The sequence below is a fragment of the Advenella kashmirensis WT001 genome (genome assembly GCF_000219915.2).
Taxonomy (GTDB): domain Bacteria; phylum Pseudomonadota; class Gammaproteobacteria; order Burkholderiales; family Burkholderiaceae_B; genus Advenella; species Advenella kashmirensis.
Genome location: NC_017964.1, coordinates 4,316,778 through 4,342,957 on the forward strand (window position 1 = coordinate 4,316,778; position 26,180 = coordinate 4,342,957).

General features: G+C 51.4%; 19 protein-coding genes, 4 tRNA genes and 6 pseudogenes. 8 read left to right on the forward strand and 21 right to left on the reverse strand.

The genetic code is table 11. The features are described from left to right. Positions 1–76: 76 nt before the first annotated feature. The 15 genes and pseudogenes from rplL to mnmG all read right to left on the reverse strand — a co-directional run bounded on the left by rplL (position 77) and on the right by mnmG (position 8,862). Positions 77–457, reverse strand: coding sequence for a 50S ribosomal protein L7/L12 (gene rplL / locus TKWG_RS20315; protein ID WP_014752663.1), 381 nt, complete (start codon positions 455–457; stop codon positions 77–79). A 77-nt stretch (positions 458–534) separates the two neighbouring features. Continuing rightward, entirely contained in the window at positions 535–1,059 is a 525-nt protein-coding gene (gene rplJ / locus TKWG_RS20320) for a 50S ribosomal protein L10 (RefSeq protein ID WP_014752664.1), read from the reverse strand. 240 nt (positions 1,060–1,299) lie between these two features. Continuing rightward, a pseudogene (rplA, locus tag TKWG_RS20325) lies at positions 1,300–1,994 on the reverse strand (50S ribosomal protein L1). Next, complete coding sequence (rplK, locus tag TKWG_RS20330; protein ID WP_014752666.1) at positions 1,994–2,428, reverse strand: 50S ribosomal protein L11; 435 nt, start codon at positions 2,426–2,428, stop codon at positions 1,994–1,996. Before rplK ends, rplA begins: the two are co-directional and overlap by 1 nt. A gap of 65 nt (positions 2,429–2,493) precedes the next feature. Next, a complete protein-coding gene (gene nusG / locus TKWG_RS20335; protein ID WP_014752667.1) occupies positions 2,494–3,027 on the reverse strand; it encodes a transcription termination/antitermination protein NusG in 534 nt (177 codons plus the stop codon). Between the two features lie 10 nt (positions 3,028–3,037). After that, positions 3,038–3,418: a preprotein translocase subunit SecE gene (gene secE, locus TKWG_RS20340; RefSeq protein WP_014752668.1), complete on the reverse strand. Its 381-nt coding sequence runs from the start codon at positions 3,416–3,418 to the stop codon at positions 3,038–3,040. A 34-nt stretch (positions 3,419–3,452) separates the two neighbouring features. Next, a tRNA-Trp gene (locus tag TKWG_RS20345) sits at positions 3,453–3,528 on the reverse strand. 260 nt (positions 3,529–3,788) lie between these two features. Continuing rightward, a tRNA-Thr gene (locus TKWG_RS20350) sits at positions 3,789–3,863 on the reverse strand. A 79-nt stretch (positions 3,864–3,942) separates the two neighbouring features. Next, positions 3,943–4,015 (reverse strand) — tRNA-Gly (locus tag TKWG_RS20355). Positions 4,016–4,202: 187 nt separating this feature from the next. Continuing rightward, positions 4,203–4,288, reverse strand: a tRNA-Tyr gene (locus TKWG_RS20360). Between the two features lie 140 nt (positions 4,289–4,428). Next, a pseudogene (locus TKWG_RS20365) lies at positions 4,429–5,435 on the reverse strand (ParB/RepB/Spo0J family partition protein). 11 nt (positions 5,436–5,446) lie between these two features. After that, positions 5,447–6,243: pseudogene (locus TKWG_RS20370) on the reverse strand (ParA family protein). Next, positions 6,233–6,820: a 16S rRNA (guanine(527)-N(7))-methyltransferase RsmG gene (gene rsmG / locus TKWG_RS20375; protein WP_014752670.1), complete on the reverse strand. Its 588-nt coding sequence runs from the start codon at positions 6,818–6,820 to the stop codon at positions 6,233–6,235. The pseudogene TKWG_RS20370 and the gene rsmG overlap by 11 nt, the downstream one beginning before the upstream one ends. A gap of 104 nt (positions 6,821–6,924) precedes the next feature. Continuing rightward, a complete protein-coding gene (locus TKWG_RS27435) occupies positions 6,925–7,512 on the reverse strand; it encodes an MnmG/GidA family protein (protein ID WP_407636875.1) in 588 nt (195 codons plus the stop codon). 107 nt (positions 7,513–7,619) lie between these two features. Then, positions 7,620–8,862: pseudogene (gene mnmG, locus TKWG_RS27440) on the reverse strand (tRNA uridine-5-carboxymethylaminomethyl(34) synthesis enzyme MnmG). 265 nt (positions 8,863–9,127) lie between these two features. On the opposite strand from mnmG, the gene TKWG_RS20385 reads away from it, so the two are divergent. Continuing rightward, positions 9,128–10,303 carry a methionine aminotransferase gene (locus TKWG_RS20385; RefSeq protein ID WP_081489366.1) on the forward strand — a complete coding sequence of 392 codons (1,176 nt, stop codon included), beginning with the start codon at positions 9,128–9,130 and terminating at the stop codon, positions 10,301–10,303. 1,136 nt (positions 10,304–11,439) lie between these two features. Next, positions 11,440–11,796: an HIT family protein gene (locus tag TKWG_RS20395; RefSeq protein WP_238534451.1), complete on the forward strand. Its 357-nt coding sequence runs from the start codon at positions 11,440–11,442 to the stop codon at positions 11,794–11,796. Positions 11,797–11,976: 180 nt separating this feature from the next. On the opposite strand, the gene TKWG_RS20400 is transcribed toward TKWG_RS20395, so the two are convergent. From TKWG_RS20400 to TKWG_RS20415, 4 genes are all read right to left on the reverse strand, one after another. Further along, positions 11,977–13,530 carry a phospholipase D family protein gene (locus tag TKWG_RS20400; RefSeq protein WP_014752677.1) on the reverse strand — a complete coding sequence of 518 codons (1,554 nt, stop codon included), beginning with the start codon at positions 13,528–13,530 and terminating at the stop codon, positions 11,977–11,979. Positions 13,531–13,927: 397 nt separating this feature from the next. Then, positions 13,928–15,439, reverse strand: a complete 1,512-nt coding sequence (locus tag TKWG_RS20405) for a DHA2 family efflux MFS transporter permease subunit (RefSeq protein WP_014752678.1) — start codon at positions 15,437–15,439, stop codon at positions 13,928–13,930. Beyond that, positions 15,436–16,464, reverse strand: coding sequence for an AbrB family transcriptional regulator (locus TKWG_RS20410; protein ID WP_014752679.1), 1,029 nt, complete (start codon positions 16,462–16,464; stop codon positions 15,436–15,438). The genes TKWG_RS20405 and TKWG_RS20410 overlap by 4 nt, the downstream gene beginning before the upstream one ends. A gap of 299 nt (positions 16,465–16,763) precedes the next feature. Then, positions 16,764–17,678, reverse strand: coding sequence for a LysR family transcriptional regulator (locus TKWG_RS20415; RefSeq protein ID WP_050981744.1), 915 nt, complete (start codon positions 17,676–17,678; stop codon positions 16,764–16,766). A gap of 200 nt (positions 17,679–17,878) precedes the next feature. Here TKWG_RS20415 and TKWG_RS20420 point away from each other — a divergent pair, with 200 nt between their 5' ends. The 4 genes and pseudogenes from TKWG_RS20420 to TKWG_RS20435 all read left to right on the forward strand — a co-directional run bounded on the left by TKWG_RS20420 (position 17,879) and on the right by TKWG_RS20435 (position 22,241). After that, positions 17,879–18,304 carry a VOC family protein gene (locus TKWG_RS20420; RefSeq protein ID WP_014752681.1) on the forward strand — a complete coding sequence of 142 codons (426 nt, stop codon included), beginning with the start codon at positions 17,879–17,881 and terminating at the stop codon, positions 18,302–18,304. Positions 18,305–18,834: 530 nt separating this feature from the next. Continuing rightward, positions 18,835–20,240 (forward strand): annotated as a pseudogene (mnmE, locus tag TKWG_RS20425) (tRNA uridine-5-carboxymethylaminomethyl(34) synthesis GTPase MnmE). Positions 20,241–20,713: 473 nt separating this feature from the next. Next, the gene (locus TKWG_RS23775) at positions 20,714–21,301 is read left to right on the forward strand and encodes a hypothetical protein (protein WP_041710518.1); all 588 of its coding nucleotides are present in this window, start codon (positions 20,714–20,716) and stop codon (positions 21,299–21,301) included. Further along, positions 21,291–22,241 carry a DUF4868 domain-containing protein gene (locus TKWG_RS20435; protein WP_014752683.1) on the forward strand — a complete coding sequence of 317 codons (951 nt, stop codon included), beginning with the start codon at positions 21,291–21,293 and terminating at the stop codon, positions 22,239–22,241. Before TKWG_RS23775 ends, TKWG_RS20435 begins: the two co-directional genes overlap by 11 nt. 87 nt (positions 22,242–22,328) lie before the next feature. On the opposite strand, the gene TKWG_RS20440 is transcribed toward TKWG_RS20435, so the two are convergent. Next, complete coding sequence (locus TKWG_RS20440; protein WP_014752684.1) at positions 22,329–22,955, reverse strand: FMN-dependent NADH-azoreductase; 627 nt, start codon at positions 22,953–22,955, stop codon at positions 22,329–22,331. A gap of 129 nt (positions 22,956–23,084) precedes the next feature. After that, complete coding sequence (locus TKWG_RS20445; RefSeq protein ID WP_014752685.1) at positions 23,085–23,597, reverse strand: GNAT family N-acetyltransferase; 513 nt, start codon at positions 23,595–23,597, stop codon at positions 23,085–23,087. 99 nt (positions 23,598–23,696) lie between these two features. Between TKWG_RS20445 and pdxR the strand changes: the two are divergent. Both pdxR and TKWG_RS20455 read left to right on the forward strand, forming a co-directional pair. Next, positions 23,697–25,118: pseudogene (gene pdxR, locus TKWG_RS27445) on the forward strand (MocR-like pyridoxine biosynthesis transcription factor PdxR). 338 nt (positions 25,119–25,456) lie between these two features. Beyond that, positions 25,457–25,933 carry a carboxymuconolactone decarboxylase family protein gene (locus TKWG_RS20455; RefSeq protein ID WP_014752687.1) on the forward strand — a complete coding sequence of 159 codons (477 nt, stop codon included), beginning with the start codon at positions 25,457–25,459 and terminating at the stop codon, positions 25,931–25,933. Positions 25,934–26,180 lie beyond the last annotated feature (247 nt).

Below are 26,180 nucleotides of genomic sequence, written 5' to 3' on the forward strand. Positions count from 1 at the left end.
GTGAAAAGGTCGTCTTTCCTAGAAACGCAAAAACCCGGAGGTGGCTAAAGCCACTCCGGGTATCATCGTTAGATGATTACTTGAGTTCAGCTTTAGCGCCAGCGTCTTCAAGTTTTTTCTTCGCTTCTTCAGCTTCAGCTTTGGAAACGCCTTCTTTAACTGGTTTTGGTGCACCGTCAACCAGATCTTTCGCTTCTTTCAGGCCAAGACCTGTCAGTTCGCGAACGGCTTTAATGACGTTCACTTTCTGAGCACCGGTTTCAGTCAGAACGACTGTGAACTCAGTTTGTTCAGCGGCAGCAGCAGCTTCGCCACCGGCTGCAGGAGCAGCAACAGCAACAGCGGCAGCAGCAGCTGACACGCCGAATTTTTCTTCCATTTCTTTGATCAGCTCAGACAGTTCCAGCACAGTCATGCCGGCGATAGCGTCGAGGATTTCTGCTTTGTTTAAAGCCATTTTAGAACTCCGAATAAATTTAAATAATTGCCAGGGTTTTGTATCGCTTAGTCTTTAAGAAAGAACCAACAGGTGCCTTAAGCGGCTTCCTTCTGATCGCGCACGGCAGCAAGGCCACGAACGAATTTGGTTGGAACTTCATTAAGCGTACGCACAAATTGTGTAACAGGTGCCTGCATGGTACCCAACAGTTTGGACAACAGCTCTTCGCGAGAAGGCATAGTGGCCAGGGCTTTAACGCCGTTGGGATCAAGGATGCTGCCTGGAAGGGCACCACCTTTGAGTACGATCTTGTCATTCGTTTTAGCGAATGTAGACAGTACTTTTGATGCAGAAACAGGATCTTCACTGATTGCATAGATCAATGGACCAGTCAGTTGATCGGACAAGCCTTCGAAAGGTGTGCCATTGATCGCGCGACGGGCCAGCGTGTTCTTCAGAACACGCAGATAAACACCTGATTCACGTGCAGATTTGCGCAATACGGTGACAGAAGCAACGTCAATACCACGGTACTCAGCAACAATAATGGATTGTGCATTCGCTACTTGAGCGGATACTTCCTCGATTACTGCCGCTTTCTCATTACGATTGAGACTCACGGTTTGAACACTCCATCTAAAGACGCGGCTGGGAACAGTTCCCAATTGCGTCAACCATATGCGGCGTACCTCTGGTCGAGCTCTGCTAAGAATTCTTCCATGGGACGCCGTCTACGCAGGATCCGGAAAACATCTCCGGTTTTAAGCAGCCGGGGCATCACAGGGTGATGATCAGGCCGCTCCAGCGGTCTTTGACAGCAATGCCTGATGCGCGATCAGGCACAGCCCAAAGTTCTGTTATCAGGCTGCCAGAGAGGCAACCTCGATTTTCGCTCCGCCACCCATTGTGGATGAAACGGCCAGCTTGCGCAGGTAAACGCCTTTTGACGTAGCCGGACGGGCTTTGTTCAGGGCGTCAACCAGTGCAGCCAGGTTTGACTGAAGCTTGTCGATGTCGAAAGATGCACGACCGATAGTGGCGTGAATAATACCTGCCTTGTCGGTACGGTACTGAACCTGACCGGCTTGGCATTCTTCACTGCAGTAGCGACGTCTGGCGTCACGGTGCCCACTTTAGGGTTAGGCATCAGGCCGCGTGGGCCCAGGATCTGACCCAGAGTACCGACGATACGCATTGTGTCAGGAGACGCAATGACGATGTCAAAGTTGAACTGGCCTGCCTTGATCTGGTCTGCCAGGTCTTCCATGCCAACGATATCGGCACCGGCAGCCTTGGCGGCCTCGGCTTTCTCGCCCTGGGCAAATACAGCCACGCGAACGGATTTACCTGTACCAGCAGGCAGCACAACAGAGCCGCGAACCAATTGGTCGGATTTCTTGGGATCAATACCCAGCTGAACGGCCACGTCGATAGACTCATCGAACTTGGCGGTTGCTGTTTCCTTGACCAGTGTCAGGGCTTCAGCAACAGGGTACAGCTTGTTACGATCGATTTTGGAAGCAATAGCTGCCGCGCGTTTGGATACTTTAGCCATTAGTTCACTCCTTCAACCGTAATACCCATGCTGCGGGCACTGCCGGCAATCGTACGTACTGCTGCGTCAAGATCGGCAGCGGTCAGGTCCGGTTCTTTTGTTTTTGCGATTTCTTCAGCCTGAGCACGTGTCAGCGTGCCAACTTTGTCCGTGTGCGGACGTGCTGAACCTTTCTGGATACCGGCGGCTTTCTTGATCAGAATCGTGGCCGGTGGCGTTTTCATGATAAATGTAAAAGATTTATCAGCAAACGCGGTAATCACAACAGGAATGGGCAGACCAGGTTCCATGCCTTGGGTTTTGGCATTGAAGGCCTTGCAGAATTCCATGATATTCAGGCCGCGCTGACCCAGCGCAGGACCGATTGGGGGTGATGGGTTGGCTTTTCCTGCAGGTACCTGCAGTTTGATAAAGCCGACGATTTTCTTCGCCATGCTATGCTCCTTACGGGTTCAATCGCAGCTTGCGCTGCTCCCCGGGGTTAATGAAAAAGAACGGCTCAGGTTTTTTCAACCTGGCTGAAATCCAGCTCAACAGGGGTGGCACGACCAAAAATGGTCACATTGACACGCACCTTGCTTTTCTCGTAATTGACTTCTTCCACGTTGCCATTGAAATCAGCAAACGGACCTTCCTTGACGCGCAGCATTTCGCCCACCTCAAAGAGGATTTTCGGACGGGGTTTCTCAACACCTTCTTCAATCTGCGAAAGAATTTTTTCCACTTCTTTCTCAGAGATAGGCGCCGGACGATTACCCGATCCACCCAGGAACCCGGTCACACGATTGGTGTTTTTGACCAGATGCCAGGTTTCGTCAGTCAGATCCATTTCAACCAGCACATAGCCAGGAAAGATCCGACGTTCAGTAATGGCTTTTTGCCCGCCACGCATTTCGATCACTTCCTCGGAAGGAACCAGAATGCGACCAAAAGAGGTCTGCAGGCCAGCCCGCTCGATACGCTCGAGCAGCGCTTTATGAACACTTTTTTCCATGCCAGAAAAGACATGCACAACGTACCAACGTTTACTCATCGCCTGTCCTTTAATTCCAGCCTAAAAACACGCCGTAGATGACCCACTCAATCAGCTTGTCAACAAGCCAGAGGAAAATGGCCATGACAATGACAAAGGCAAATACGATTCCGGTCATCTGGATGGTTTCGGCACGTGTTGGCCAAACTACCCGTTTGAGCTCCGAATAGGCGCCGGTCGCAAAATCGACTGAGCGGCGACCTGATTCGCTGAACCAGAAAATCAAAGCAGCAACAACCAGACTACCGACAAACATGCCAACGCGGGCATAGATATTCATATCGGAAAAATATGAATATGCAAAAATGCCGATGGCAATAATGACCACCGCCAGTACGATCTTATACTTGTCTGACGGTGTTGTTACGGTTTCTACACTGCTATTTGACATGTTAAATTGAGCTGTTTACAGCCCCACAAATGGGTGGCAGGGGCAGTAGGAATCGAACCTACAACCTTCGGTTTTGGAGACCGACGCTCTGCCAATTGAGCTATACCCCTGTAAACCTGTCTTCTGCGCGGTTCAGAAGCGGAGGGTAGTGCATATATAACTATACACTACCCAGGCACCGCGTTGTACTGCAATGGCGATTACTGCAATTACTTCGTGATTTTGGCAACCACGCCGGCGCCGACGGTACGGCCATTAAGCCGGTAATTGGGCGGTACCTACGTTTACGTGTGGTTTGGTACGTTCAAACTTACCTTTTGCCATTACCGACTCCTGAAGATTGGGGCTGGATAAATAATTAAAACGCTTGTGGTGCCCATGGCGGGAATCGGACCCGCGACCTCTCCCTTACCAAGGGAGTGCTCTACCACTGAGCCACATGGGCAAATTCTTTCTAACAACTTGTCCCGGCCATATAAAAATTAACGTACATATGGCCTGGACAAAAGGAAACCGGTGCGGGATGGAGCGGGTGAAGGGAATCGAACCTCATCATCAGCTTGGAAGGCTGTTGCACTACCATTGTGCTACACCCGCAGGATCCTGAAACGTTCCTGCATTCGCAATTTGTTATTGTTGAGGCGGTACTATTCGTATCCCAGTATCACCACTGTTACAGCAGGAGGGTGACCGGTTGCGGCAGATGCATAACTGCAAATCTGGGCAAATCACTCACTCCGGCAGCCAATGACTAACAAAAGCCTTCACAAAGAACAAATTCGGCTGGTGGTGGAGGTTGGATTCGAACCAACGTAGGCGTAAGCCAACAGATTTACAGTCTGCCCCCTTTAGCCACTCGGGCACTCCACCAAGAGAACTACGGATTATGTAGTACTTGAGATTGGCTGTCAAGTACTAATTATCATCACAGCGATGATTAACCCGATTTACAGCAATTTTTTACCAAACTGTCGGAAAATTGCCGCAACCGGGCAACGAAACGGGCTTGTTCAACTTTCCAGAACATTGTTCAAACCCTGCTTTTCCAGTAGCGAGTTCAGGTGTTCCCAGCCATGGAAATCGATCAGCAGCTGGCCCTTGTCCTTGCTGCCCATTTTCAGGCTGACGCGGGTGCCAGATGGTCCGAGAGGGCCTCTTCAAGACGTTCCACATCCCGATTCACCGCTTTGGGCTTGGGCTGCGCCTTGCTCTGCCCTGCGCTGTTGACCAGCCTCTCGGTTTCACGAACGGACAGCTGGCGTGCCACGACCTGGTTGGCCAGAATGATCTGGGTTGCCGAATCTACGGCCAGCAAGGCTCGTGCATGGCCCATGTCAAGCTGACCCTGCAGCAGGAAGTTCTGGACTGGCTGCGCCAGATTCAACAGACGCAGCAGATTGCTGGTCAGCGAGCGGGAACGACCAATTGCCTGGGCTGCCTGCTCATGGGTGAACTGAAAGTCGTCGATCAGCCGTTTTACGCCCTGGGCTTCTTCCAACGGGTTCAGGTCTTCACGCTGAATATTCTCGATCAGCGCCATGACAGCCGCATTTTCGTCTGCCACCTCGCGCACCAGCACCGGCACTTCAGCAAGGCCGGCCAGTTTGGCCGCCCGAAAGCGCCGTTCGCCGGCGATAATTTCGTATTTCTCCGGCTGGTCACCGACTATCGGGCGAATCAGGATTGGCTGCATGATGCCCTGGCTGCGTACCGACTCGGCCAGTTCGTTCAGGGCCGCCTCGTCCATTTGCGTCCGTGGCTGGTACTTACCGGCACGAATCTGGTTCAATGGCACGCTTGAGGGCAATTCCGGGCCCTTTTTCTCGTCCCGGGACAAATCCTCGATGACATTGATATCGTTACCCAACAGCGCAGACAAGCCGCGGCCCAGGCCCTTGGCTTTCTTGGCCGCTGCTGGCGCTGCCCTGGATACCGTTTTTGCAGCCGATTTTGCGGGCGATTTGCTAGTGCTTTTGGCTGCGGTTTTGCCGGCCGTTTTCGATGACGCTGTTGCCATGATTTCCTCTGTTATTCCTTATCCATTGCTTTGACGCGCTTGATGACTTCGGCTCCGAATTCCCGATAGGCCTTGGCCCCGCGCGACGACTTATCGTACAGCACACCGGGCACGCCATGGCTGGGGCTTCCGCCAGCCGCACATTGCGCGGCACGACAGCTTTGAACACATTGTCGCCAAAGTGCTCCATGAGCTGTTCCGATACCTGCTGCTGCAATGTCACGCGAGAATCATACATCACGCGCAGTAGCCAGATCATTTTCAGATCCGGGTTAATGTTCTTGTGCACCCGCTTGATGGTGTTGACCAGGTCCGAGAGCCCCTCCAGCGCAAAATACTCGCACTGCATCGGAATGATGACGCCATTGGAGCAGGCCAACCCGTTCAGGGTCAGCAGTGACAACGTAGGCGGACAATCGATTAGAACGAAATCATAATCACTCGCGACCTGGGCAATCGCATTTTTCAGCTGATGCTCACGATTTTCCAGTTCGAAAAGATCGAAGTCTGCGCCCGACAGCTCACGGTTGCCGGGCAAGACATCGTAGCCGCCGGTTTCCGAGCGTACACGTACATCAGCGATCGTGGCTTCACCGATCAGCACCTGATAAATGTTTAAGCTTAAACTATTTTTATCAATGCCGCTGCCCATGGTTGCATTGCCCTGCGGATCCAGGTCCACCAGCAACACCCGTTTTTTGTGTAACGCCAGACTGGCAGCCAGATTAATTGCCGTCGTCGTTTTACCTACCCCCCCCTTCTGGTTTGCAATACAGAATACGCGAGGTGATTTTATTTCATTTGTCATATTTTCCTACTTGCTGCAACCATACAAGACAACGCTCGGCATCCAGTTCCGGCACATTCAGTTTCTGAACCTGCGCAACCGACCACGCGCCCTTTTCTTCCAGCTGTGACACCTCTTCTGATGCCAACCGCCCTTTCATTGCTACCAGGTGCCCGTGGCTCCCTACATGCATGCCGGACCAGTCACTGAAATCCACCAGTGAAGCAAACGCCCGTGAAATAACCAGGTCGGCCTGCGCCGGCGGCTTTCGTTCAATACGGATATGCTCGGATACCAGATTCGGCAACTTGAGTACGCCTGCAGCCTGCCGGATAAACGCCGTTTTCTTTTCGACGGCATCTACGCAGCACACCTGCCAGTCAGTCCTCATTATAGCCAAGACTGCCCCCGGCAAACCACCACCGGAGCCCACGTCCAGTACGGAAATTGTCCGCCCTGTAGCAAACTTGTCACCCAGGGGACCAATCACTGACAAGCTGTCAAAAACATGCTGAATCAGCACCTTGTCCGGGTCCCTCAGGGCCGTCAGGTTATATACTTTATTCCAACGCAGCAACTGATCCTGATAGCCGATCAACTGCTGGATCTGGCCATCGGTAATGGACAGTCTCCAGGCTGGCGGCTGCTCTTGCTATCCGGTCATGCCGCCCTGCTCTCTCATGCTCGTTCATGCCCACCTGCTCATTCTTCGGCCGTGATGGGTGCTGTTTTGCGCAACGTCTTTGCCGACAGCTGCAAACGTTTCAGGTGGATTAGCAAAATGGAAATAGCGGCCGGGGTGACCCCTGAAATTCTGCGCGCCTGACCAACAGTCTCGGGGCGCGCATCTTTCAGCTTCTGCCGCACTTCAAATGACAGGCTGGCCACCGAGTCATAGTCCAGGTCGGCAGGAATTTTCTGTTCTTCAAGATGGCTCTGGCGTGTCACTTCTTCCTGCTGGCGCGCTATATAGCCAGCGTACTTCACCTGTATTTCAACCTGTTCTTTGACCGCATCGGACAAAACATCAACAGGCGCCAGCACCGAACCATCTTCGGTGGCTGCAGTCGTTAGCGTGGCATACGTCACGGATGGACGCTTCAACAAATCAGCAAGCGAATAATCCCGCTCCAATAGCGTACCCAGAAGCTTTTCGGATGTATCATTATTGAATGTCCGGGGTGATACGCGGGTACCGGCAAGTCTGGAAATTTCCCGTTGAACCGCATCACGCTTATTACTGAAGAAGTCCCAACGTGCATCGTCGACCAGTCCTAACTGTCGCCCCATTTCTGTTAAACGAAAATCTGCATTATCTTCACGCAGGCTTAGTCTATATTCTGCCCGCGAGGTAAACATTCGATACGGCTCGGTCACGCCTCGCGTCACCAGATCGTCTACCAATACACCCAGATACGCTTCATCTCGTTTCGGCGTCCAGGACTCAAGCCTTTCGCCTGTCGGGACGCATTAAGCCCCGCAAGCAAACCTTGAGCCGCAGCTTCTTCGTAGCCAGTAGTACCATTTATTTGACCCGCGAAGAACAGACCGGAAATCACTTTTGTTTCCAGACTGCGTTTGAGTCCACGTGGATCAAAATAGTCATATTCAATGGCATAACCTGGGCGCAGCACGTGGGCGCGCTCCAGACCCGGCAGAGTGTGAATCAGTTCCAGCTGCACATCAAAGGGCAAACTGGTCGAAATCCCATTAGGATAGATTTCATTCGTCAGCAAACCCTCTGGTTCCAGAAATATCTGGTGAGAGTCTTTGTCAGCAAAGCGATTTATTTTATCTTCGATAGATGGACAATACCTGGGCCCTATCCCGTCAATTACACCCGTATACATGGGCGATCGATCCAGCCCATTTCTGATAATATCGTGCGTTCGGCTATTGGTATGTGTAATCCAGCAAGACACCTGGCGTGGATGCATCTGCACCGACCCCATATAGGAAAATACCGGCATAGGGTCTGTATCGCCAGGTTGCTCTTCCAATTTACCGAAATCAATACTACGGGCATCTATACGTGGTGGCGTGCCGGTCTTAAGTCGCCCTTGTGGGAGATTCATTTCCTTAAGACGCTGACCAAGACTAATAGCTGGAGGATCCCCCGCCCTGCCCGCAGAATAATTATTCAATCCCACGTGAATCAGGCCGTTCAGGAAGGTCCCGGCAGTCAACACAACTGTTTTTGAACGAAATACCACCCCAATTTGTTCTTGCGCCAACTACCCTATCCCCTTCAAGAACAAGATCATCCACCGCTTGTTGAAACAACCATAAATTCTCCTGGTTTTCCAGCCGAGAACGGATCGCCTGCTTATACAACACCCGATCAGCCTGCACACGCGTTGCTCTTACTGCCGGGCCTTTTGAACTATTCAATATTCTGAATTGAATCCCCGCCTCGTCGGCAGCAATGGCCATCGCACCACCCAAAGCGTCAATCTCTTTAACCAAATGTCCCTTCCCTATTCCACCAATGGACGGATTGCAGGACATCTGCCCCAAGGTTTCAATATTATGGGTTAACAAGAGGGTTTTGGATCCGGAGCGCGCAGCGGCAAGCGCCGCTTCAGTACCGGCGTGACCTCCACCAACAACAATGACGTCAAATTCGTCTGGGTAGTTCATTTTGTTCTTTCAATCGTAGGAATAGCGAAATGTTCCACGTGGAACATTAAAAGGCGTTTTATGGAAATGCTATTTTAAACGCAATAGCACATAAAAGATATTATCTAAATTGTTCCACGTGGAACAATTGTGGATAAGTATGTTGATAACACGGTGAATATGCTGTGAATATATAGGTATTGTTTGTGTATAAGATCATCAACATTCAGGCATAATAAGAATTATAGCCCTGTTGATAAAATTAATACAGTAAGAGACGCAAAAAGTGAATACAAGCATTTCATCAAAACTTCCCGCTGTTGGAACCACAATTTTTACCGTTATGACCAAAATGGCGGCCGATTTTAAGGCAACAAACCTTGGTCAAGGCTTTCCGGACTTCGATCCAGACCCAAAACTCATTGATCTGGTTACCCAGGCAATGAAAACCGGCCACAATCAATACCCCTATATGCCTGGTGACCAGCAGTTGCGCAGCAACATCGCAAAAAAGGTCGCAACACTCTATGGCCACCAATATGACGAAAACACCGAAGTGACCGTTACAAGTGGTGCAACCGAAGCGCTAATGGCAGCAATTCTCGCTGTGGTTAATTCCGGAGATGAAGTTATTGTGCTGGAACCAAGCTACGACTCTTACGTACCCGCAATCCGTCTTGCTGGCGGAGTCCCTGTTTTTGTACCGCTGGTGGCTCCGAAAGGGGGGCAAAGCAGTTATTCAGTGGATTGGGACAGGGTAGGGGAGGCGATCACCTCCAAAACCAGATTAATAATATTGAATTTTCCCCACAATCCTACGGGAATCACCCTGGCTGACTGCGATCTGGATGCACTGGAAACCATAATTGCTGACACAAACGTGCTTTTGCTGGCAGACGAGGTCTATGAACACATCGTTTTTGATGGAAAACCGTTTCTAAGTCTCAGTACGCGTCCCGCTCTGGCTGCTCGGACTTTTCATATCTCTTCATTTGGGAAAACCTATCACACGACCGGCTGGAAAATAGGGTATTGCTGCGCGCCAGCGAGCTTGACTGCTGAATTACGAAAAGTACATCAGTTCATGGTGTTTACAGTGAGTTCTCCCATGCAGGTAGCGTTGGGCATTTACACAGCAGACCCGTCTACTTATCTTAATTTGCCCGCTTTTTACCAGGAAAAGCACGATTTTCTCTATGAAGGTCTGAAAAACACTCGATTTAAACCAATACGTAGTCAGGGAACGTTTTTCCTATTGGCAGATTATTCAGAAATTTCGCAGGACAAGGAACTTGCTTTTGCAAAGTGGTTAACCCAGGAAAAGAAAGTGACTGTCATTCCAGTGTCTGCTTTTTACCGTAATCCTGATGATATTGAATCAAATCATAAGCTGGTTCGTTTCTGTTTTGCAAAAAAACAGCAAACCCTGGAACAGGCACTTTCGGTGCTTAAGCACCTCTAGTTATTAATCTGTTTGAATATATAAAAGATTAAGAGATAGATACTCTGTGGATATGTTGAAACGAATGAATTTACGCCAATATTCATGGACTTAGCGGGAAATTTGCTTGGTGAATACCGGGCTTTTGTCCGGTGTATAAAAATGAACAACTTTGTCACCTCGCAGTTTCCCGCTATTTATCAAGTTTTGATACAGAAGTTATTCACAATATCGCTCCCAGAGCTTATCCACAGGCCAAAATCGAACAAAAACACGGATTTGGACGCCTTTTATCTGGTTTCTATATGCCATTGTGCCGACCAACGTGGCATGGATAGGAAATTCTGCCCTGGAGATCGGGGTAGGGCAGAACCGTCGCAGGCGTAGTTATCGCGGAAATATTGGCGGAGGTTAGGATCTCCGAAAGCGATTTGCGTTGTTACGGGAGGGGCAAGGAACGGGCGAACAGGACCGGATTTTGAAAAAGATGAGTACGGAAAGACTGATTTAAGGGACGGCCGACATTGGGAGTCTGCTGACCTCAGCGGTAACCAGATACGCTCACTGCTGGTCCTATGGCCGTAGCAGGGCAGGGCATCTGCATATTTTTGCCGTTGGTTATGTTGATAATCCTTCAAAAAATGCAGGCAATAGCACGCCGGATAGGCGCATGCAGAGCGCTATTTGCGGAAGAACCAGCGCAGTTTGCTTAAAAAGAGGGTATGCAACGAAACTAGCGCTGCACTGCACGGGAGAACAGGTAAGGATGTAGTAAATTTTCCGAATAAAAGGATCTGACACCTCTCAGGGAGAGCGTAATACCTCGTTTTTATCGTTGTTTTTCGGAGCTCTTTCGGTCCGGCCACGGCATATTCCACACTCTTTGGTCATTAACAGGAACTTCGTGAATAAGACGTTTCTATCGTTGTAGACACTAATTGCATTTTCCCAATAGCTTCAATCACGTTGTTCACAATTCCTGCTTATAATTCGAGATAGTCTGGCGCGGTCGCAAATTGTGCCGCGACGCAGCAATATCCAGGCCCCAGTTGACGGGACCGCATCCGTTTTCAATCAGGCGATAGAGGAGCAAAGATGGCCTACGATAGTCAGAATATTTCGCGAAAATTCTCCGGGCAGAGGCACCGTCGTTCAAAATATATGAAGACGAGAAGACCTATGCAATGATGGACATCATGCCGCAAACGCGGGGACACTTGCTTATTCTGACCAAGGAAGAGGCTGAAACGCTACTGGATTTGTCCGTAGAGGGTGCCCAGGCATGTGTTGCTACGGCAAAAAAAATCGCGCCAGCGCTGCTGGAAGTAACCAAAGCGGATGGCTTTATCCTGTCGCAGTTCAATAACGAAATTGCGGGTCAAACCGTTTACCATGTGCATTTTCATCTTGTTCCCCGATACATAGGGGAAAAAGTGGAACGTCACGGTCGTGTAAAAGGGGACATGGACGAGATCGCGGAACTTGCCAGGAAAATTGCCGCAGCCATCAAGTAAATTGTCCGGCCCGGGCGTTAAGTAATGAACGGGTCGGGGCGACGCCCTTTGGACAGACTTTGGGGTATGGCGACAAAAACCATTACAAAAACCATTACAAAACCCATGACCCGACACAGAAGATCCGACCCGTCAAATATATGACCGCTACGAGTCATAAACACTCATAAGTTTTCACTATTACAGCAGCCACTCAATAGGCAATAGTGATAGAAACCAGACGACGGCGCGTTTGAGCAGGCCCGTTTCGGGTTCCGAATCGTAGCGGATCAGATTGCCGCTACGGTGTTCGAGCCAATACACATTTCCCGCTTCAGACAGCCGAACTTCGTAAGATGCTTTGATGATCTCGTTATCAAAATACTGTTCGATCTGCAATGCAAGGTTGGGGCTCTCGATGACAAATCCCATTTCTGTATTCAAATGGGTTGACCGGGGATCGAAATTGAACGAGCCGACAAATACGCGTTTATGATCAACAGCAAATGTTTTTGCATGAAGGCTGGATCCGGAACTGCCAAAAGGTCCCGCGCTTTCATTGCGTTTGTCGTTGGTCGACACACGCCGCAACTCGTAGAGCTCGACACCTGCGGCCAGGAGATCTTTACGGCGTTTGGCGTAACCTGCATGGACGGCAGCAACGTCCGTGGCATCCAGTGAATTGGTCAAAACCCGCAACTTCACGCCGTTGTGCGCCATTTTTGTAAACACCTCGACGCCGGCGGCGGTAGGTACAAAATACGGGGATATCAAGTCAACATTACCGGTGGGGCGTCCGAGAATATCAGCCAGTTGATGGATCAGCAAGCTGTCTGACGTTGCCTTGCCCAGGCCTTTGGCAGGATCGTCGCTGACCATCCGAACATCGGCCCATTCGAAATTAAGATTACCCTTGAGCATTTTCGAGATAAATGGCGAGGTTCTGATCGCTTGCGTATATTGGGCAGCAGCGGGGGACCGTATCAAGCTCTCGGCCCTGGCTTTGAGCTGTGGCAGGATCGTGGCATCAACCTTTGGCAAGATCAGGTTCACGGGATAAGATGACTTGCTTTCCCAATAACGATCGAAATCAACTGACACATCGCTGGCCGCCTTGCCGATAGCCAGAACATCCAGATCAGCAAACAAAACGGCTTCACCCGCCCCGAAGTACTCGTCACCCACATTGCGGCCACCAATAATCGTTGCCTGGTTGTCCGCGGTAAACGATTTGTTGTGCATGCGACGATTTGCGCGCATAAAATCGGTAACGAAGCCTATGGATTTGGGCCAGCGTACGATAAATGGATTGAACAGCCGAATTTCAATATTAGGATGGTTGTTAAGCGCAGCAAGCTCGTCATCCAGACCAGCGGTACCATTATCATCTAGCAGCAGGCGGACCCGAACGCCTCTGTTGGCCGCTGTGCGCAATTCTTCAAGAAGCAGGGTTCCTGTGATGTCGTCATGCCAGATGTAATATTGAATATCCAGTGTTTTTTGTGCGGCGCGCGCCAGCAGAGTGCGTGCGGCAAAGGCCTCCTGGGCGTCGGCCAGTGCATAAATACCGCTTTTGCCCGGATGCGCCACAACCAGGGGCAATATCGCCTGGCCCAAAGTGGTGTTGCTGGCCTGTGCTTGGCTCAGCGCCTTGCTGCTTGTTCGACCGTCCAGGGAAGGCAGGGAGCAGCCTGCCAGCAGGCAGGCGAGCACGCAAAGAAAGAAAGGTCTGGACAATGAAAGAATGCTGTTCATAAGGGACGACACCGGGCTGTTGATAGCGTACTTTGGAATGGACAGTGTGGTTTAGCATAAAAGGTTTGGCTCACTGAGCTTGGTATCTCGGATTGCCAAGTTTGCCAACAGTGTATCCGCCTTGTACCGGGTTCTGCTGTGCTTTGATGCATTTGGCCTTTGACGACGCAGGATATGTGGCCAAAGAGCAACTGGGGTGCTGGAGCGCCGCTCCATGTTGTTCATAATATTTCAATTGAAATATTATGAACATAGCCACATGTTTGCCAAGCCTGTTCCCTGAATGAATAAACGGGTTGATCAGTTGGAAAGATGAGGAAAAAGCGAACTGGCGGGCCGGGGACCAATTGAGTGGGTCAACATTTGGCAATTGTTCCCGTGCGCTTGTCTACTGCGTCTACGACTTTATATTGTTGCTCTGTGCTGGTTTCGTTTGTGATTGGCGATCCGATACCGTGGCCGGTTTGCGCCGGCGTCTGAACCTGACCCGGTTCTTTCGTTCCTTGTGTACGGTAATTCCTTCACCGGCCTTGGGATCCAGTTTATAAAACCAGTAGGCGGCGACAATGGACAGCAGCCCGATTACCCAGAACCCGTTATGGATATCGCCGATTGAAACCTGGCTGGCCCCTCGCAATTGCATGCTCAGGTCCAGCGTAACAGTGGCAATACCCATGCCCAGACTGATGCCAATCTGTTGTGCAGTGGCTGAAAACGAGCTTGCCTGGCTCATCTGTTCCGGCTCAATGTCAGCAAAGGCCAGACTGTTTACACCGGTGAACTGCAATGAGCGGAAAAAACCACCTATCAAAAGCACTGTCCCCATAAGCAGAACGGGCGTACTTTCAATGAAAAATGCATTTGTGATTGTCATTAACCCGGTAAGCGTGCCATTGATCAGAAGCACCTTGCGAAACCCCCACCGTCCGAATACCGCTGTCGCAATGAATTTCATCATCAGCGCCCCTATGGCCATCGAAAAAGTGATCATCCCACTGGCCAGCGCCGAGTAGCCAAAACCGACCTGCAGCAGAAGGGTGAGCAGAAAGGGCATGGCGCCAACCGACAGGCGCGTCATATTGCCGCCAATCACTGCAGCCGAAAAGGTGGGGATTTTCAGAAGCGACAGATCGATAATGGGTTCCGGGTGGCGCCTGGCATGGCGTATATAGAGAAACGTGCATACCAACCCGGTGGTCAGCAACAACAGCGGATACAGATAGCCATGCGTATGGTTGCCGATGGCTTCAATGCCGATTACAAACGTTGCCATACCCACGCCGCTGAGCAGGAAGCCGAGCCAGTCCAGCCGGGGTTTTTTCTCGCTGCGATACTCAAGCACGTATCTGAGTACAAGTGCAATGCCGACAATAGCAATTGGAATATTGATAAGAAATATCCAGTGCCAGGAGGCATAGGTCACAAGAAAGCCGCCCAGGGGCGGGCCCAGAATCGGACCGAGCAGGGCGGGGATGGAGAGAAAAGAGGTCGCTTTCAGTATCTGGTTACGCGGTATCGTCCGCAGCATGATGATACGGCCTACCGGTACCATCATTGCACCTGCAATACCCTGAATGAATCTGGACACCGTCAGGGAAGTCAGATCCCACGACAACGCGCAGGTCAGCGACGTTAGTGCAAACAGGCTGATGGCAAAGAGAAACAGGCGTTTTGCCCCGAACCGGTCGGCAGCCCAGCCGCAGATCGGCACAAACACCGCCACCGCCAGCAAATAGGAGGTAATGGCTACGTTCATACGAACCGGGGTGGACTGCAGCGACACGGCCATCATCGGAAGGGCAGTCGCCACCACAGTTGCGTCGAGCATTTGCATGAATAATGCGCAGCCGACGATGAATGGTATTAATTTGACGGCAATATCTTGCTGTACGGGAGCGCGGTTTTTCATGTGAGTTGATATTTTTTTGAAAGTAACCGATATAGCGGGCCGGTAACGAGGAGAACAAATACCATTCGTGATACATGGAAGGCCGTGACAACCGGCGGGCCCAGTTGCAGTACCTTTGCCGTAATGGTCATTTCTGCAATGCCCCCCGGGCTGTTTGCCAGATACAGTGTTGCCAGCGGAATATTGGAAATCAGTGTCAGCAGGGCGCAAAAAACCAGTGCCAGACACAGGGAGCCGACGCAGACCAGCGCCACCACACCCAGGTATCGTGGCGCCCGCCTGAAGAAATCCGGTCCGAATTTGTCACCAAGCGACCAGCCGATGAACATCTGCCCAGCGTGCTGGACTTCCGGGGGAATGACGGACAGCTCAATATGATTGCTTGTCAGCACTGTCATGATGAACAATGGACCAAGCACCCAGGGATTGGGAATGCGCAGCTTGCCGAACGCAAAACCAAATGCGCAGGTAATGGCGATCATTTGAAAAAAGCCGCTGTAGGAAAATGCAATTGCTGCTGTTGTATTCACAGTCAGGCCATGCAGCCCAAGAAACTTATACACAAAGGGAATGGTCACCACGACAAGCAATACACGCAGGCTGTGGGCCGAAGCTACCCGGTCTATTCGCGCATTATTGCGTTCGGCAAGGTTGGCCATTTCGCTGGCGCCGCCGATAGCCGAAGCGAACCAGGCGGTTTTGAAATCCACATCGGCCCAGCGGCGCAGGACAAGCGCGCCGGCGCTACCCAGAAACAGGGCGAACAACATGCCCAGCACAATGGCAACTGTGTTATCCAGCACAATGTGCAGCACTTCTTCGGTGAAATACAGGCCCAGGGAGGTACCGATTACCCATTGGCCCATGCTGCGGAAGGCGACATGCGACTGTGTGCGTGCACCGCGCAACTTGCTTATCGCAGTGACAAGCAACGGCCCGATCATCCATGGCAGAGGCAGATGCAGCCAGTTCGCCAGCAAAGCACCAGCAAGTGCGAACAGAAACCCGGCTAAATAGCGCTGCATTATATTCCGAAGATAATTGACATATTTTAAGCGTTCATTGTACGTTTTCAAATGAAAAAATGCGAAGGAAAACTGTTTATATTTAAAAGTCTTATATAAGACTCATGACATAACGTCGTTTACATGCCATGAACAAGACGGTTCAAAACCAGATCCGTCTGGGTCAGTGAATATGATCAGTGAGTACATCCAATGAAGAGCTATGCTTCATAGTTCTTTTAATTATTGTGATCTGTCGGGTAGTGATGATGCTATTGGTGTGGCGTAATGGCATAGTCCAGGGATAGTTCCATGGCCAGTCACATTGATGAGCTTGGCGTGGGCCGGGACGCACCCGTGAGTTGCTGGCTTTGTGAACGCTTCATGATAAATTGAATAAGCTGACGTACCGGTTCGGCCAGACCTTGTTCCTGTCGATGAAGCAATCCTGTCTCGCGATAGAAAGTATGGACGCCTAAGTCAATGGCGCGAACCCGAGCAGGCCAGCGCACGAAAGCGGCCGTTTGCGGAAACAGGGCGACACCAGCACCGTTAGCCACGAGCCTGACGATTGTTTCAAGTTCATCACATTCGCAAATTTCATGTACTCCGACATGCATTTGCCGCAGGAAACGATCAACCAGCCGTCCGCCGAAAGAAGCACGATCGTAGCGGATAAACGGCTGCTCCGAGAGCAATTGGGCCCAATCGCTATCAGTGACACGTGAAGGAACGATAAGCCTGAAGGGCTCGCGCGCCAGTGTTTGCCATTGAAGTTCGCCCTGCAACTGAAAAGGGGGACGGATAATGGCCGCCAGGTCTACGTCACCTGCATCCACCAGGTTCACCATGTCCATGGATACACCGGGAATGATGCGGGTATGGCTACCCGGGCAGGTTTTGTGAAAGTCTGCAAGCGCATCCGGCAACATTGTTCGCTGCAGCGTTGCGATGGCGCCCACATTGATATGCATGGTCTTGGCGCTAGCGACAGGCGTGGCACCCAGGTTGCTGTATAGATTGATCAATTCCTGTGCCTGCAAAAGCAACTGCGCCCCTTTTGCATTGATTTTCGCCGACCGCCCTTGTCGGTCAAACAGCGTAAATCCCAACTCACCTTCCAGGCGCTGCATCTGGGCGCTTACTGCTGCCTGCGTCAAGCCTATTTTCTGAGCGGCTGCCGCAAACGTGCCTTCGCGGGATACCGCAATAAATGTTTTGAGTTCCCGGATCATTGCGCTCTCAATATATAAATAATATTTGTGTATATTACAAATATATATTGATTTTATTTTTTTAATGCCAGTACTACAATAAAAATATTGATTACCGAGCCAAATGTGCCGGTACTCCCCAAAGCGTATGGCATTTGCAATAAATGTTGCCAGCAGCGATAGTACTGAACCCAATTCACTTGTATTAACCAGGAAAACCAATGAGCCTGTCACCTTTCCATTTAGCCATCCCCGTCTATGACCTGACAGCTGCCCGCAATTTTTATGGCGACGTGTTCGGCCTGTCCGAAGGGCGTTCCAGCGAGCAGTGGGTAGATTTTGATTTTTACGGCCACCAATTGGTGATTCATGAACATCCGCAAACGGCGAGCCAGCAACAGGCGCATACCAATGCCGTAGACGGCCATAACGTGCCGGTGCCGCACTTTGGCGTCGTGCTTGAATGGGATCAGTGGGAAACCCTGGCAGAGCGTCTGAAGGCGCGTAATACCAAGTTTGTGATCGAACCAGGCATTCGCTTCAAAGGCCAGGTTGGCGAGCAGGCCACCATGTTTCTGTTTGACCCCTGTGGTAACGCACTGGAATTCAAGGCATTCAGGGATATGAGCCAGTTGTTTGCCAAGTAAAAATTGAAGCCCCGGCGCTGGGCCGGGATATATGCAGGCGTGGATTGGTCCTATAGTGTCAAAACGTATCAAAAAAAGGAAAGAAAAGGGGCGGGCCCATTGAATGGAGGGTCTTTTAAGAGTGGATTTGCCGCTGCAGGATTCGCACTTATGAGAAACGGCGCGGTTGGCATTCTGCGGTGCCGACATTCGGGCCACGCAGAATCCGTACTGCAGTGATGGCCAAAACAGCGTACGAGTGATGCTGTAGCCTGCCACAAGCTATGAACTAGCGACAGGCGAAAAAAATGCCCGCACAGTGTGCGGGCAAGTGGCTGAGATTTAATTCTATCACTATTTGCAAAAAAGTCTACGGTTCACCGTCATAAACCTGTTTCAGTCGCGAAAGCAACCTGATTGTAGCGGGAGGACTGGATGGTATTTTTCAGCGCATTGTTTCTTCGCCGGGACAGCTGTTCCTTGCGCTCAAATTTCAGGATAAGCCCCGGAAATAACCGATATAATAGGCTAACTTCACTGATGTTTCGCCTATGTCTGCTCCTGCCAACGATCCTATTGCTGCTATTGCAACCGCGCCGGGGCGCGGCGGTATAGGCGTCATCCGTATTTCGGGACCCGATCTGACCGCGCTGATATCGCAGTTGTTTGGCCGGGAACTGGCGGCGCGCCATGCCTATTATCTGCCATTTTGCGATAGCAAAGGCGAGCCTATTGATGAAGGCATCGTACTCTATTTTCGGGCGCCGCATTCATATACCGGCGAAGATGTGCTGGAATTGCAGGGCCACGGCGGCCCGGCAGTATTGAAAAGAATACTCGATCGTTGTCTGCAAGTGGGCGCGCCATCGCGCATGCGCCACGCCGAGCCCGGTGAATTCACTCAGCGCGCCTTTCTGAATAACCGCCTGGATCTGGCGCAGGCCGAAGCCGTAGCTGACTTGATCGACGCTTCCTCGGAGGCAGCAGCACGTAGCGCCATGGCTTCGTTGAGTGGTTCCTTTTCCGCGCAGGTGAACAATCTGGCGGATCAAATCATTCATTTGCGCATGTTAGTGGAGGCCACGCTGGACTTTCCTGAAGAAGAAATCGAATTTCTGGAAAAATACCAGGCGCGCGAAACACTGGGTGGCCTGATTGGCGATATGGCAGAACTGGTGCGTCAGGCACGTCAGGGCATGATTCTTCGCGAAGGCTTGCACGTTGTGCTGGCCGGTCAGCCGAACGTAGGTAAATCCAGTCTGCTTAATGCATTGGCAGGCGATGATATTGCAATTGTCACTCCGATTGCCGGCACCACGCGTGATAAAGTCACGCAGCAGATTCACATCGAAGGCGTGCCCATCCATATCGTGGATACGGCCGGCCTGCGAGACACGGACGACACCGTGGAAAGTATCGGCATCGCGCGCAGCTGGGCGGAAATTGCCAAGGCAAATGTGATTATTCACTTGCAGGATGCACGTACGCCAAACGACGAGCTGGATGCTGGTATTACACGCAGCTGCCGCAACGTACGCCGGTGCTGGAAGTATTCAACAAAATTGATCTGCTTGATGAGACCGCGCTCAAGGCGTTGATTGCGCGACCCGCGGCAAACGGCAATACAGCCAGCACACATGAGGTTTCGCGCATTCTGATCTCTGCCGTTCACGAAACCGGCCTGGATGTACTGCGCAGCAAACTGTTGCAGATTGCGGGCTGGAACCCGGGTGCCGAATCACCGTGGCTTGCCCGCGAACGGCATCTGGAAGCATTGCAAAAAGCCGCACAACACCTGCTTAATGCCAAGGAACATGCTGCGCAAAACGATCGCGTGCTGGACCTTTTCGCCGAAGAGTTGCGACTTGCACATGAGTCGCTGTGGAGTATTACCGGCCAGTTTTCCAGCGATGATTTGCTGGGTGAAATATTTTCGAATTTCTGTATTGGGAAGTGATGAAGTGTTCCCAAGATGGGACGCTTCTGCAAGGTAGCAGGCGTACTGCCAGTAATGGGTGGCAAGGCCCAGGTGTTGCCGCCGAGCTCCGATCATGGGAAAGGTATCGCGGGCTCTGCGTCAGCACAGCTGAATTTGCCAAAGATGCTCAATAGGACGCTGATCAGACTTCTCCTGTTCTGGGATGTAGACGTTGGATCAGGTCGCCCGGGCACTGATTGAGCTTTACGATGTGACGCATGCCATACTAAACAGATTGTGCTGCTCAAGCGTCTGTATTGGTCGGCTTGAGCATACGGAGAAACGAACTTGGAACACCATTTGACACGTTATCAAAACCCGTTTTTTGCTCGGTGGCTTACGGGGCAGGTTGAGCGTGACGTATCGCGTCATTCACTGTTCGAAATGCTTGCTGCTCGGTGTGATTTGCGGGTTTTGGAAAAGATGTGGCCCAACGTGAAACGAGTGCTGCGATGAGTGATCCATCTCTGAGGCTACGCCCGCTGGTGTCGTTATTGTTGTTCCTGAGCGCATATTCACCTTTGTTGATTATCTTAGTCATCAAGGATATTGATCTTCACAGCCCAATATTTTTCCGATCTCCGGTCCTTAGCGGCATCTTCCTCTTGATAGCAGTGGGCAGTAGTGTGATTACACTCAGGGCCGTGAAGGAAATCGATGGAGGACTTCCGGTTGTCATTACCAAGGCGGCGAACAGGTCCGGTGATATGTTTGGGTATACGATTCCCTATATGTTGACGTTCATGCGTATCGACCTGGGAGATTGGCAAACCGTGCTTAGCCTTGCCATTCTCCTGAGTATTTTGTTCATCATGGCTTATCGTACGCAGACTGTGTTTATTAATCCAATTCTTGCGATAGCCGGATACATGCTGATCGATTGCACATTTAAACGGGGCGAGAAAGAAACCCAGGCCATGGTGATCACGCGGGCGCCGATCAGCGCGGGGGACTCATGTCGATTGGAGCGTCTTTCGCACTATCTTTACATCGCCGCACAACCAGAGCCCAAACAGTCGGGGGAACAGGATGAGCAGTAATAAGGCCAAAAGACAACTAGCAGAGATAAAATCTTTCGACTTTAGCAAGTGGTCAGTAACCTTTTGGTTAGTCAAAAGAAAGATCGTTCAGAAGGAGGCAAGTTATGCAGTGCTTCGCGTTAATATCGACGTGAAACTGCAGCAGCGTTTCCGAGGATATCTGAAGGTGCAATTGCAAGACAAGGAGTTCCATGTCTCGGCGTACGACTTCAACAATGCGGATGGCGACGACGTGCTGTTCACTATAGCGACAGAAACTACCGACTTTGTGAAGGTCGCCGCGATGATTAACGATGACTTTAACAACCCACATGCCAAGAACTACGAAGAACTGCTCAATTCCTGGGCCTACATCGTATTGTTCGAGAAAGACGGAAAGCGATTTTTCACTTGGCGGAAAATTAATGCTGACACGCAACCAAAGAAAGTGAAGTCAAAGAATGCGACGTTTTTTCAGGACCACAAACTGGTAGATCTCGAAGACAAGGAAGTATTCCTGATCGATCCGCAATACGATTTCTTTGTTTACGAAGGCATTACTTTCATTGCCAACAAAAGGCAATTTGAAAGCGCCATGAATTTTCGAGAAGGGATGAAAGCAAACGGCGCTGAGGTGCTGGCTGACTTCGAGAAACTAAATATCTTTGACAATGTGGAGATCATCAAGGAGTTCGTTGGTTCAAATCTGCACCATCTGAGAAAACTCTCATCCATCCGCAAATCTGGGTACTACAAGCAACCCGACTATATGCAGAAGCTGATTGAGGTTAATAATACCGAAAAATGGGAGCTGCAGATCGTCAAGAATAAGATTATTGTTGAGAAGGAAACGGTCGAATTGCTGCTTAAACTACTGAATAATGACAGGTTGCGTTCTCCCATCAACCATGAGCTATTTGACTCTGCCGCAAAGGCTCCCGTGGCGCAGGGGGGCGAGTAAGGACGGCGCCGGAATCACTTTGCAGCATACCGCTAGTGTCCGGCATCCACAGCGCACCATCATCATAAAATTCAATATGAAGGTCTGCTACAGCGCGGACATAAACACATTCTCCGTCACACGATTTACCGCAGCCAGCCTGCCGGCCTTCACCGTATCACCATCCAGCGCCATTCCTTGAGCCGAAAAAAAGCGCAGATCATGTAATCCAATCGTTGCCAGAATGGCTTTCAGATAAGGCGTCAGAAAATCGGGTTGGCGACTGTGTTCGCTGCCGAAAAAACCACCGGATGCAATCGCGATATAAACGGGTTTGCTGTCCAGCGTACCCACTTTGCCTGCCGGCGTGATATTGAAACTGCGATTGACACGCACGACAAGATCTATCCAGGTCTTGAGCGAGGCGGGTACGGTGAAATTGTGCATTGGCGTGCCAATGACAACCATGTCTGCTTCTTCAAGTTCGCATATCAGCCTTTCTGATTGCTCCAGCGATCCTTCATACGACAGCGTATCAGCGTAGTTGCGGGCGGCATTGGCCAATGCATTGGCATAGTCTGCATCAATGGCAGAGGAGGCGTGCAAGCGCCAGTCGCGCCTGACGATACTACTTATTGAGTGTTGGCTGCAGAGCCGATCCACAATCGCCTGGGACAGTCGGGTGCTTTCCGATTCTTCACCACGTGGACTGAATGTCAAATGCAATAATTTCATTGGTGTTCCGTGTTCAATGCTTATCTGTCCGGTTGCAACAGAGATAATGATTAATACTAATACTGGTTATTACAGTTGTGATTCATCGAATCTAAGATTTCATGTCATATTGCCTATTTCCCGCAGGCATTAGTTGATCGCCGGTAGCGTCATGCCAAAATGCAGACCGGTGCTCAGCAGGCCTTGGCGAAAATAAAAGCGCTGTGCCAGCGAGTTGGCCAGGCCGGTATCCAGTATAAGGCGTGCACACCCGGCATCCATGCCTATGGTTTGCAGCGCTTTCAGTAGCTTTGCGCCGCAGCGCTGGCCTCTGGCTGTATCCAGTGTAATCAGATCGTCGACATACAGAAACGGTCCGTAGATGAGATTTTCCTGCAGGCGATAGCCAGCGATTGCAATCACGTCTGTGTTATTCCACATGGCAAGCATGCGATAGCCAGCAGTTTGCTGCATGCGCCGCACACGTTCAAGCATATCGTCCGCGCTTGTCAGGTGCGGACGTAATTGTTGCATGACCGCAAAGGCGGTGCGGATCTGGGTTTCATTTTCCAGGTGCGCCAATATGATGGTATCTGATTTTTCCGGTATTTCGTTGCCATTGGGCTCACCGGTAGCGCCAGCGCGTCGGGCTGCTTGTGTCATCTACGGTTTCCTTTTCAAATGTGATCGCTCTTCAAGGAAAAATGGTAATGCCGTTATGCCATAATCTGAAGAGCCAAGAACCAAGATACGGACTAGTCCATGAATCAGACACAGCGCTATGGTTTATCGTCTCTGGATCCCCAGGCCGGCATGCCTTTGTATCAGCAGATTTATCTGCGCCTGCGTAATGCCATCACTGACGGTTTGATATCGCCGGGTCAGCGAATTCCCGCAGCGCGTGCGCTGGCTAAGGAGCTGGGCCTGGCGCGCGGCACGATTGAGTCGGCCTATAGTTTGCTGGCTTCAGAAGGTTACGTACAGGCGCGAGGGCAGGCCGGAACGGTGGTCATGCCCGGACTGGAGCATATCGGTGGGACGCCATTGCCGGTCGAACCTGCTTCTGCGTCAATACCTGCCTTGCCGCAAACTCAGCCGGTTGCGCCGTTTCAGATGGGACTGCCCGCACTGGATGCGTTCCCACGCAAAATCTGGCACGTCTGGCTGCCCGTTGTGCGCGCAGTACTCAGATCCAGGATATGTTTATCCGCCCCTTGCCGGCGTGACGATATTGCGCGAGGCCATTGCCGGATATTTACGGGTGTCGCGTGGCATTAATTGCGTTCCGCAACAGGTATTTATTACATCAGGTTATCGAGACACCATTGAACTGGTGTCGCGCACGTTGCTGGCGGCTGGTGACAAGGCGTGGGTGGAAGATCCTGGCTACGGGCCGACCAAAGATATGCTCGCAAGCATGGGAATGGCGCTGGTTCCGGTATCTGTAGATGACGAGGGTATCTGCGTTGAGCAGGGTAAAGAGCGTGCAGCGGATGCCCGGCTGGCGATCGTTACGCCCGCGCATCAGAGTCCGTTGAGTGTGTCGCTGTCGCTGGCGCGGCGCCTGGCATTGCTGGATTGGGCTGCACACAGCAACGCGTGGATTGTCGAAGATGATTACGACGGTGAATATCGTTATCTGGGGCGTCCATTGCCCGCGCTTAAAAGCCTGGACGGCGAGGGCAGGGTGATTTATTCCGGCACATTCAGCAAGGTCATGTTTCCTGGCCTTCGTCTGGCCTACTGTGTTGTTCCTCAAGGACTGGTGACGCGGTTCGACGATGCTGTCCAGATACATGGCAGTGGGGCACCGGCATTAGTGCAGGCGATTGTGACTGCCTTTATGAAAGAAGGCCATTTCAGTCGCCATATTCAGCGGATGCGCCGCTTGTATGCAGAGCGCCGTGTAGCGGTGGCTGCAGGCTTGATGGACGTATTGGGAGAGCGGTTGCATGTGGAGCTGCAGCCAGGCGGCATGCACCTGATTTTGCGTCCCCGGGAGGCGCGGGTATGGATGACGTGGCGATTGCACGCAGAATGTGCGAGCAGGGCATGTTTGCGCATGGTCTTTCCTCATGGTATCTGAAGCCGCCTGTCACGCATGGCCTGTTGATAAGTTTTACCAATGTCGTCTCGCGCGATATGGCTCGACAGTTGGGTGAACGCATCCTGCCGTTGTTATAGGTTGGCGTGCGAACTATTGGTGGTGCAGGGCAATGCAGGACAGAATTAAATATAAGCGTCTGCTGTCGTGCAGTTGAGCATGCGATGTTGCCCAGGCTCATTTATGGCCTATCGTTAATCATCACTCTTGGCTCTTTTGCCTGGCCGTCTGCTGCTTTATTATGCGTCCATGGTTTTCATTTGGCATGAACAGCAGGCAACGGCACAGGCAGCAAGCCGTGCTCGCTAAATAAGCCATATATAGATTAAACGGCCGGACGGCCGGTCTCCCTGTTTGCCGGACCGGTGTATCTCAACCGCCATACTGTCAACCGTCATACATATTTTCGGAGTTCACTATGCAAGCCCGCTACGATTTTCCCAAAACCGCTCCTGCCGTCTACAAAGCCATGCGCGCCCTGGAAGAGGCTGTCATGCAGAATCCAGATCTGGAAAAATCCCTCATTCATTTGATCAAGATTCGTGCTTCCCAGATCAATGGCTGTACATTCTGCGTGAATATGCATTTGCAGGAAGCTCGCGCCGATGGCTTGAATGCACAACAACTGGATCTGCTTTGCGTCTGGCGTGAAGCACAGGTATTCAGCGCGAGGGAACTTGCGGTCATTGCCTGGGCCGAAGCCATTACGCTTGTTTCACAAACCGGTGCCCCCGATGAGGATTACAACGCCATGCGGCAATTTTTTACCGAGGCGCAGATTGCCGGCTATACCCTGGCGACCGTCGCAATCAATGGCTGGAATCGCCTGGTGCTGACCGCCAGAACCGTGCATCCGGTGGACGCGCCTGTTACTGCTGCTGTAGCAGCGGCCTGATCCCGAACTGGCTGCGTTGATATTAACGGGTAGCAGGATTCGATAGCAGGACGTGATTGGCGTGGATCCGCGTTGGCTGGTCACGCCATTATTGTTTTCAGACGGACAGATTGCGCCCGGGCGTGGTGCATTGCAGGTCAGGGGCGCGATGCCCGCTTTTAAGCTGCTGTTTTGAGATTATCAGCGCGCTCAAGAATACGCCATTGCAGAACCCGACTGCAGTCGGACGCTGTTGCGCAGGCTTTTC

Coding starts and splice junctions, on each gene's coding strand:
- nusG (WP_014752667.1), bottom strand. CDS start 3,027: ATGAGTAAACGTTGGTACGTTGTGCATGTCTTTTCTGGCATGGAAAAA.
- TKWG_RS20455 (WP_014752687.1), top strand. CDS start 25,457: ATGCAAGCCCGCTACGATTTTCCCAAAACCGCTCCTGCCGTCTACAAA.
- TKWG_RS20415 (WP_050981744.1), bottom strand. CDS start 17,678: ATGATCCGGGAACTCAAAACATTTATTGCGGTATCCCGCGAAGGCACG.
- TKWG_RS20405 (WP_014752678.1), bottom strand. CDS start 15,439: ATGAAAAACCGCGCTCCCGTACAGCAAGATATTGCCGTCAAATTAATA.
- rplK (WP_014752666.1), bottom strand. CDS start 2,428: ATGGCGAAGAAAATCGTCGGCTTTATCAAACTGCAGGTACCTGCAGGA.
- TKWG_RS20440 (WP_014752684.1), bottom strand. CDS start 22,955: ATGAAATTATTGCATTTGACATTCAGTCCACGTGGTGAAGAATCGGAA.
- TKWG_RS20420 (WP_014752681.1), top strand. CDS start 17,879: ATGAGCCTGTCACCTTTCCATTTAGCCATCCCCGTCTATGACCTGACA.
- TKWG_RS20435 (WP_014752683.1), top strand. CDS start 21,291: ATGAGCAGTAATAAGGCCAAAAGACAACTAGCAGAGATAAAATCTTTC.
- secE (WP_014752668.1), bottom strand. CDS start 3,418: ATGTCAAATAGCAGTGTAGAAACCGTAACAACACCGTCAGACAAGTAT.
- TKWG_RS20445 (WP_014752685.1), bottom strand. CDS start 23,597: ATGACACAAGCAGCCCGACGCGCTGGCGCTACCGGTGAGCCCAATGGC.
- TKWG_RS20410 (WP_014752679.1), bottom strand. CDS start 16,464: ATGCAGCGCTATTTAGCCGGGTTTCTGTTCGCACTTGCTGGTGCTTTG.
- rplL (WP_014752663.1), bottom strand. CDS start 457: ATGGCTTTAAACAAAGCAGAAATCCTCGACGCTATCGCCGGCATGACT.
- TKWG_RS23775 (WP_041710518.1), top strand. CDS start 20,714: ATGAGTGATCCATCTCTGAGGCTACGCCCGCTGGTGTCGTTATTGTTG.
- TKWG_RS27435 (WP_407636875.1), bottom strand. CDS start 7,512: ATGGGGCGACAGTTAGGACTGGTCGACGATGCACGTTGGGACTTCTTC.
- TKWG_RS20400 (WP_014752677.1), bottom strand. CDS start 13,530: ATGAACAGCATTCTTTCATTGTCCAGACCTTTCTTTCTTTGCGTGCTC.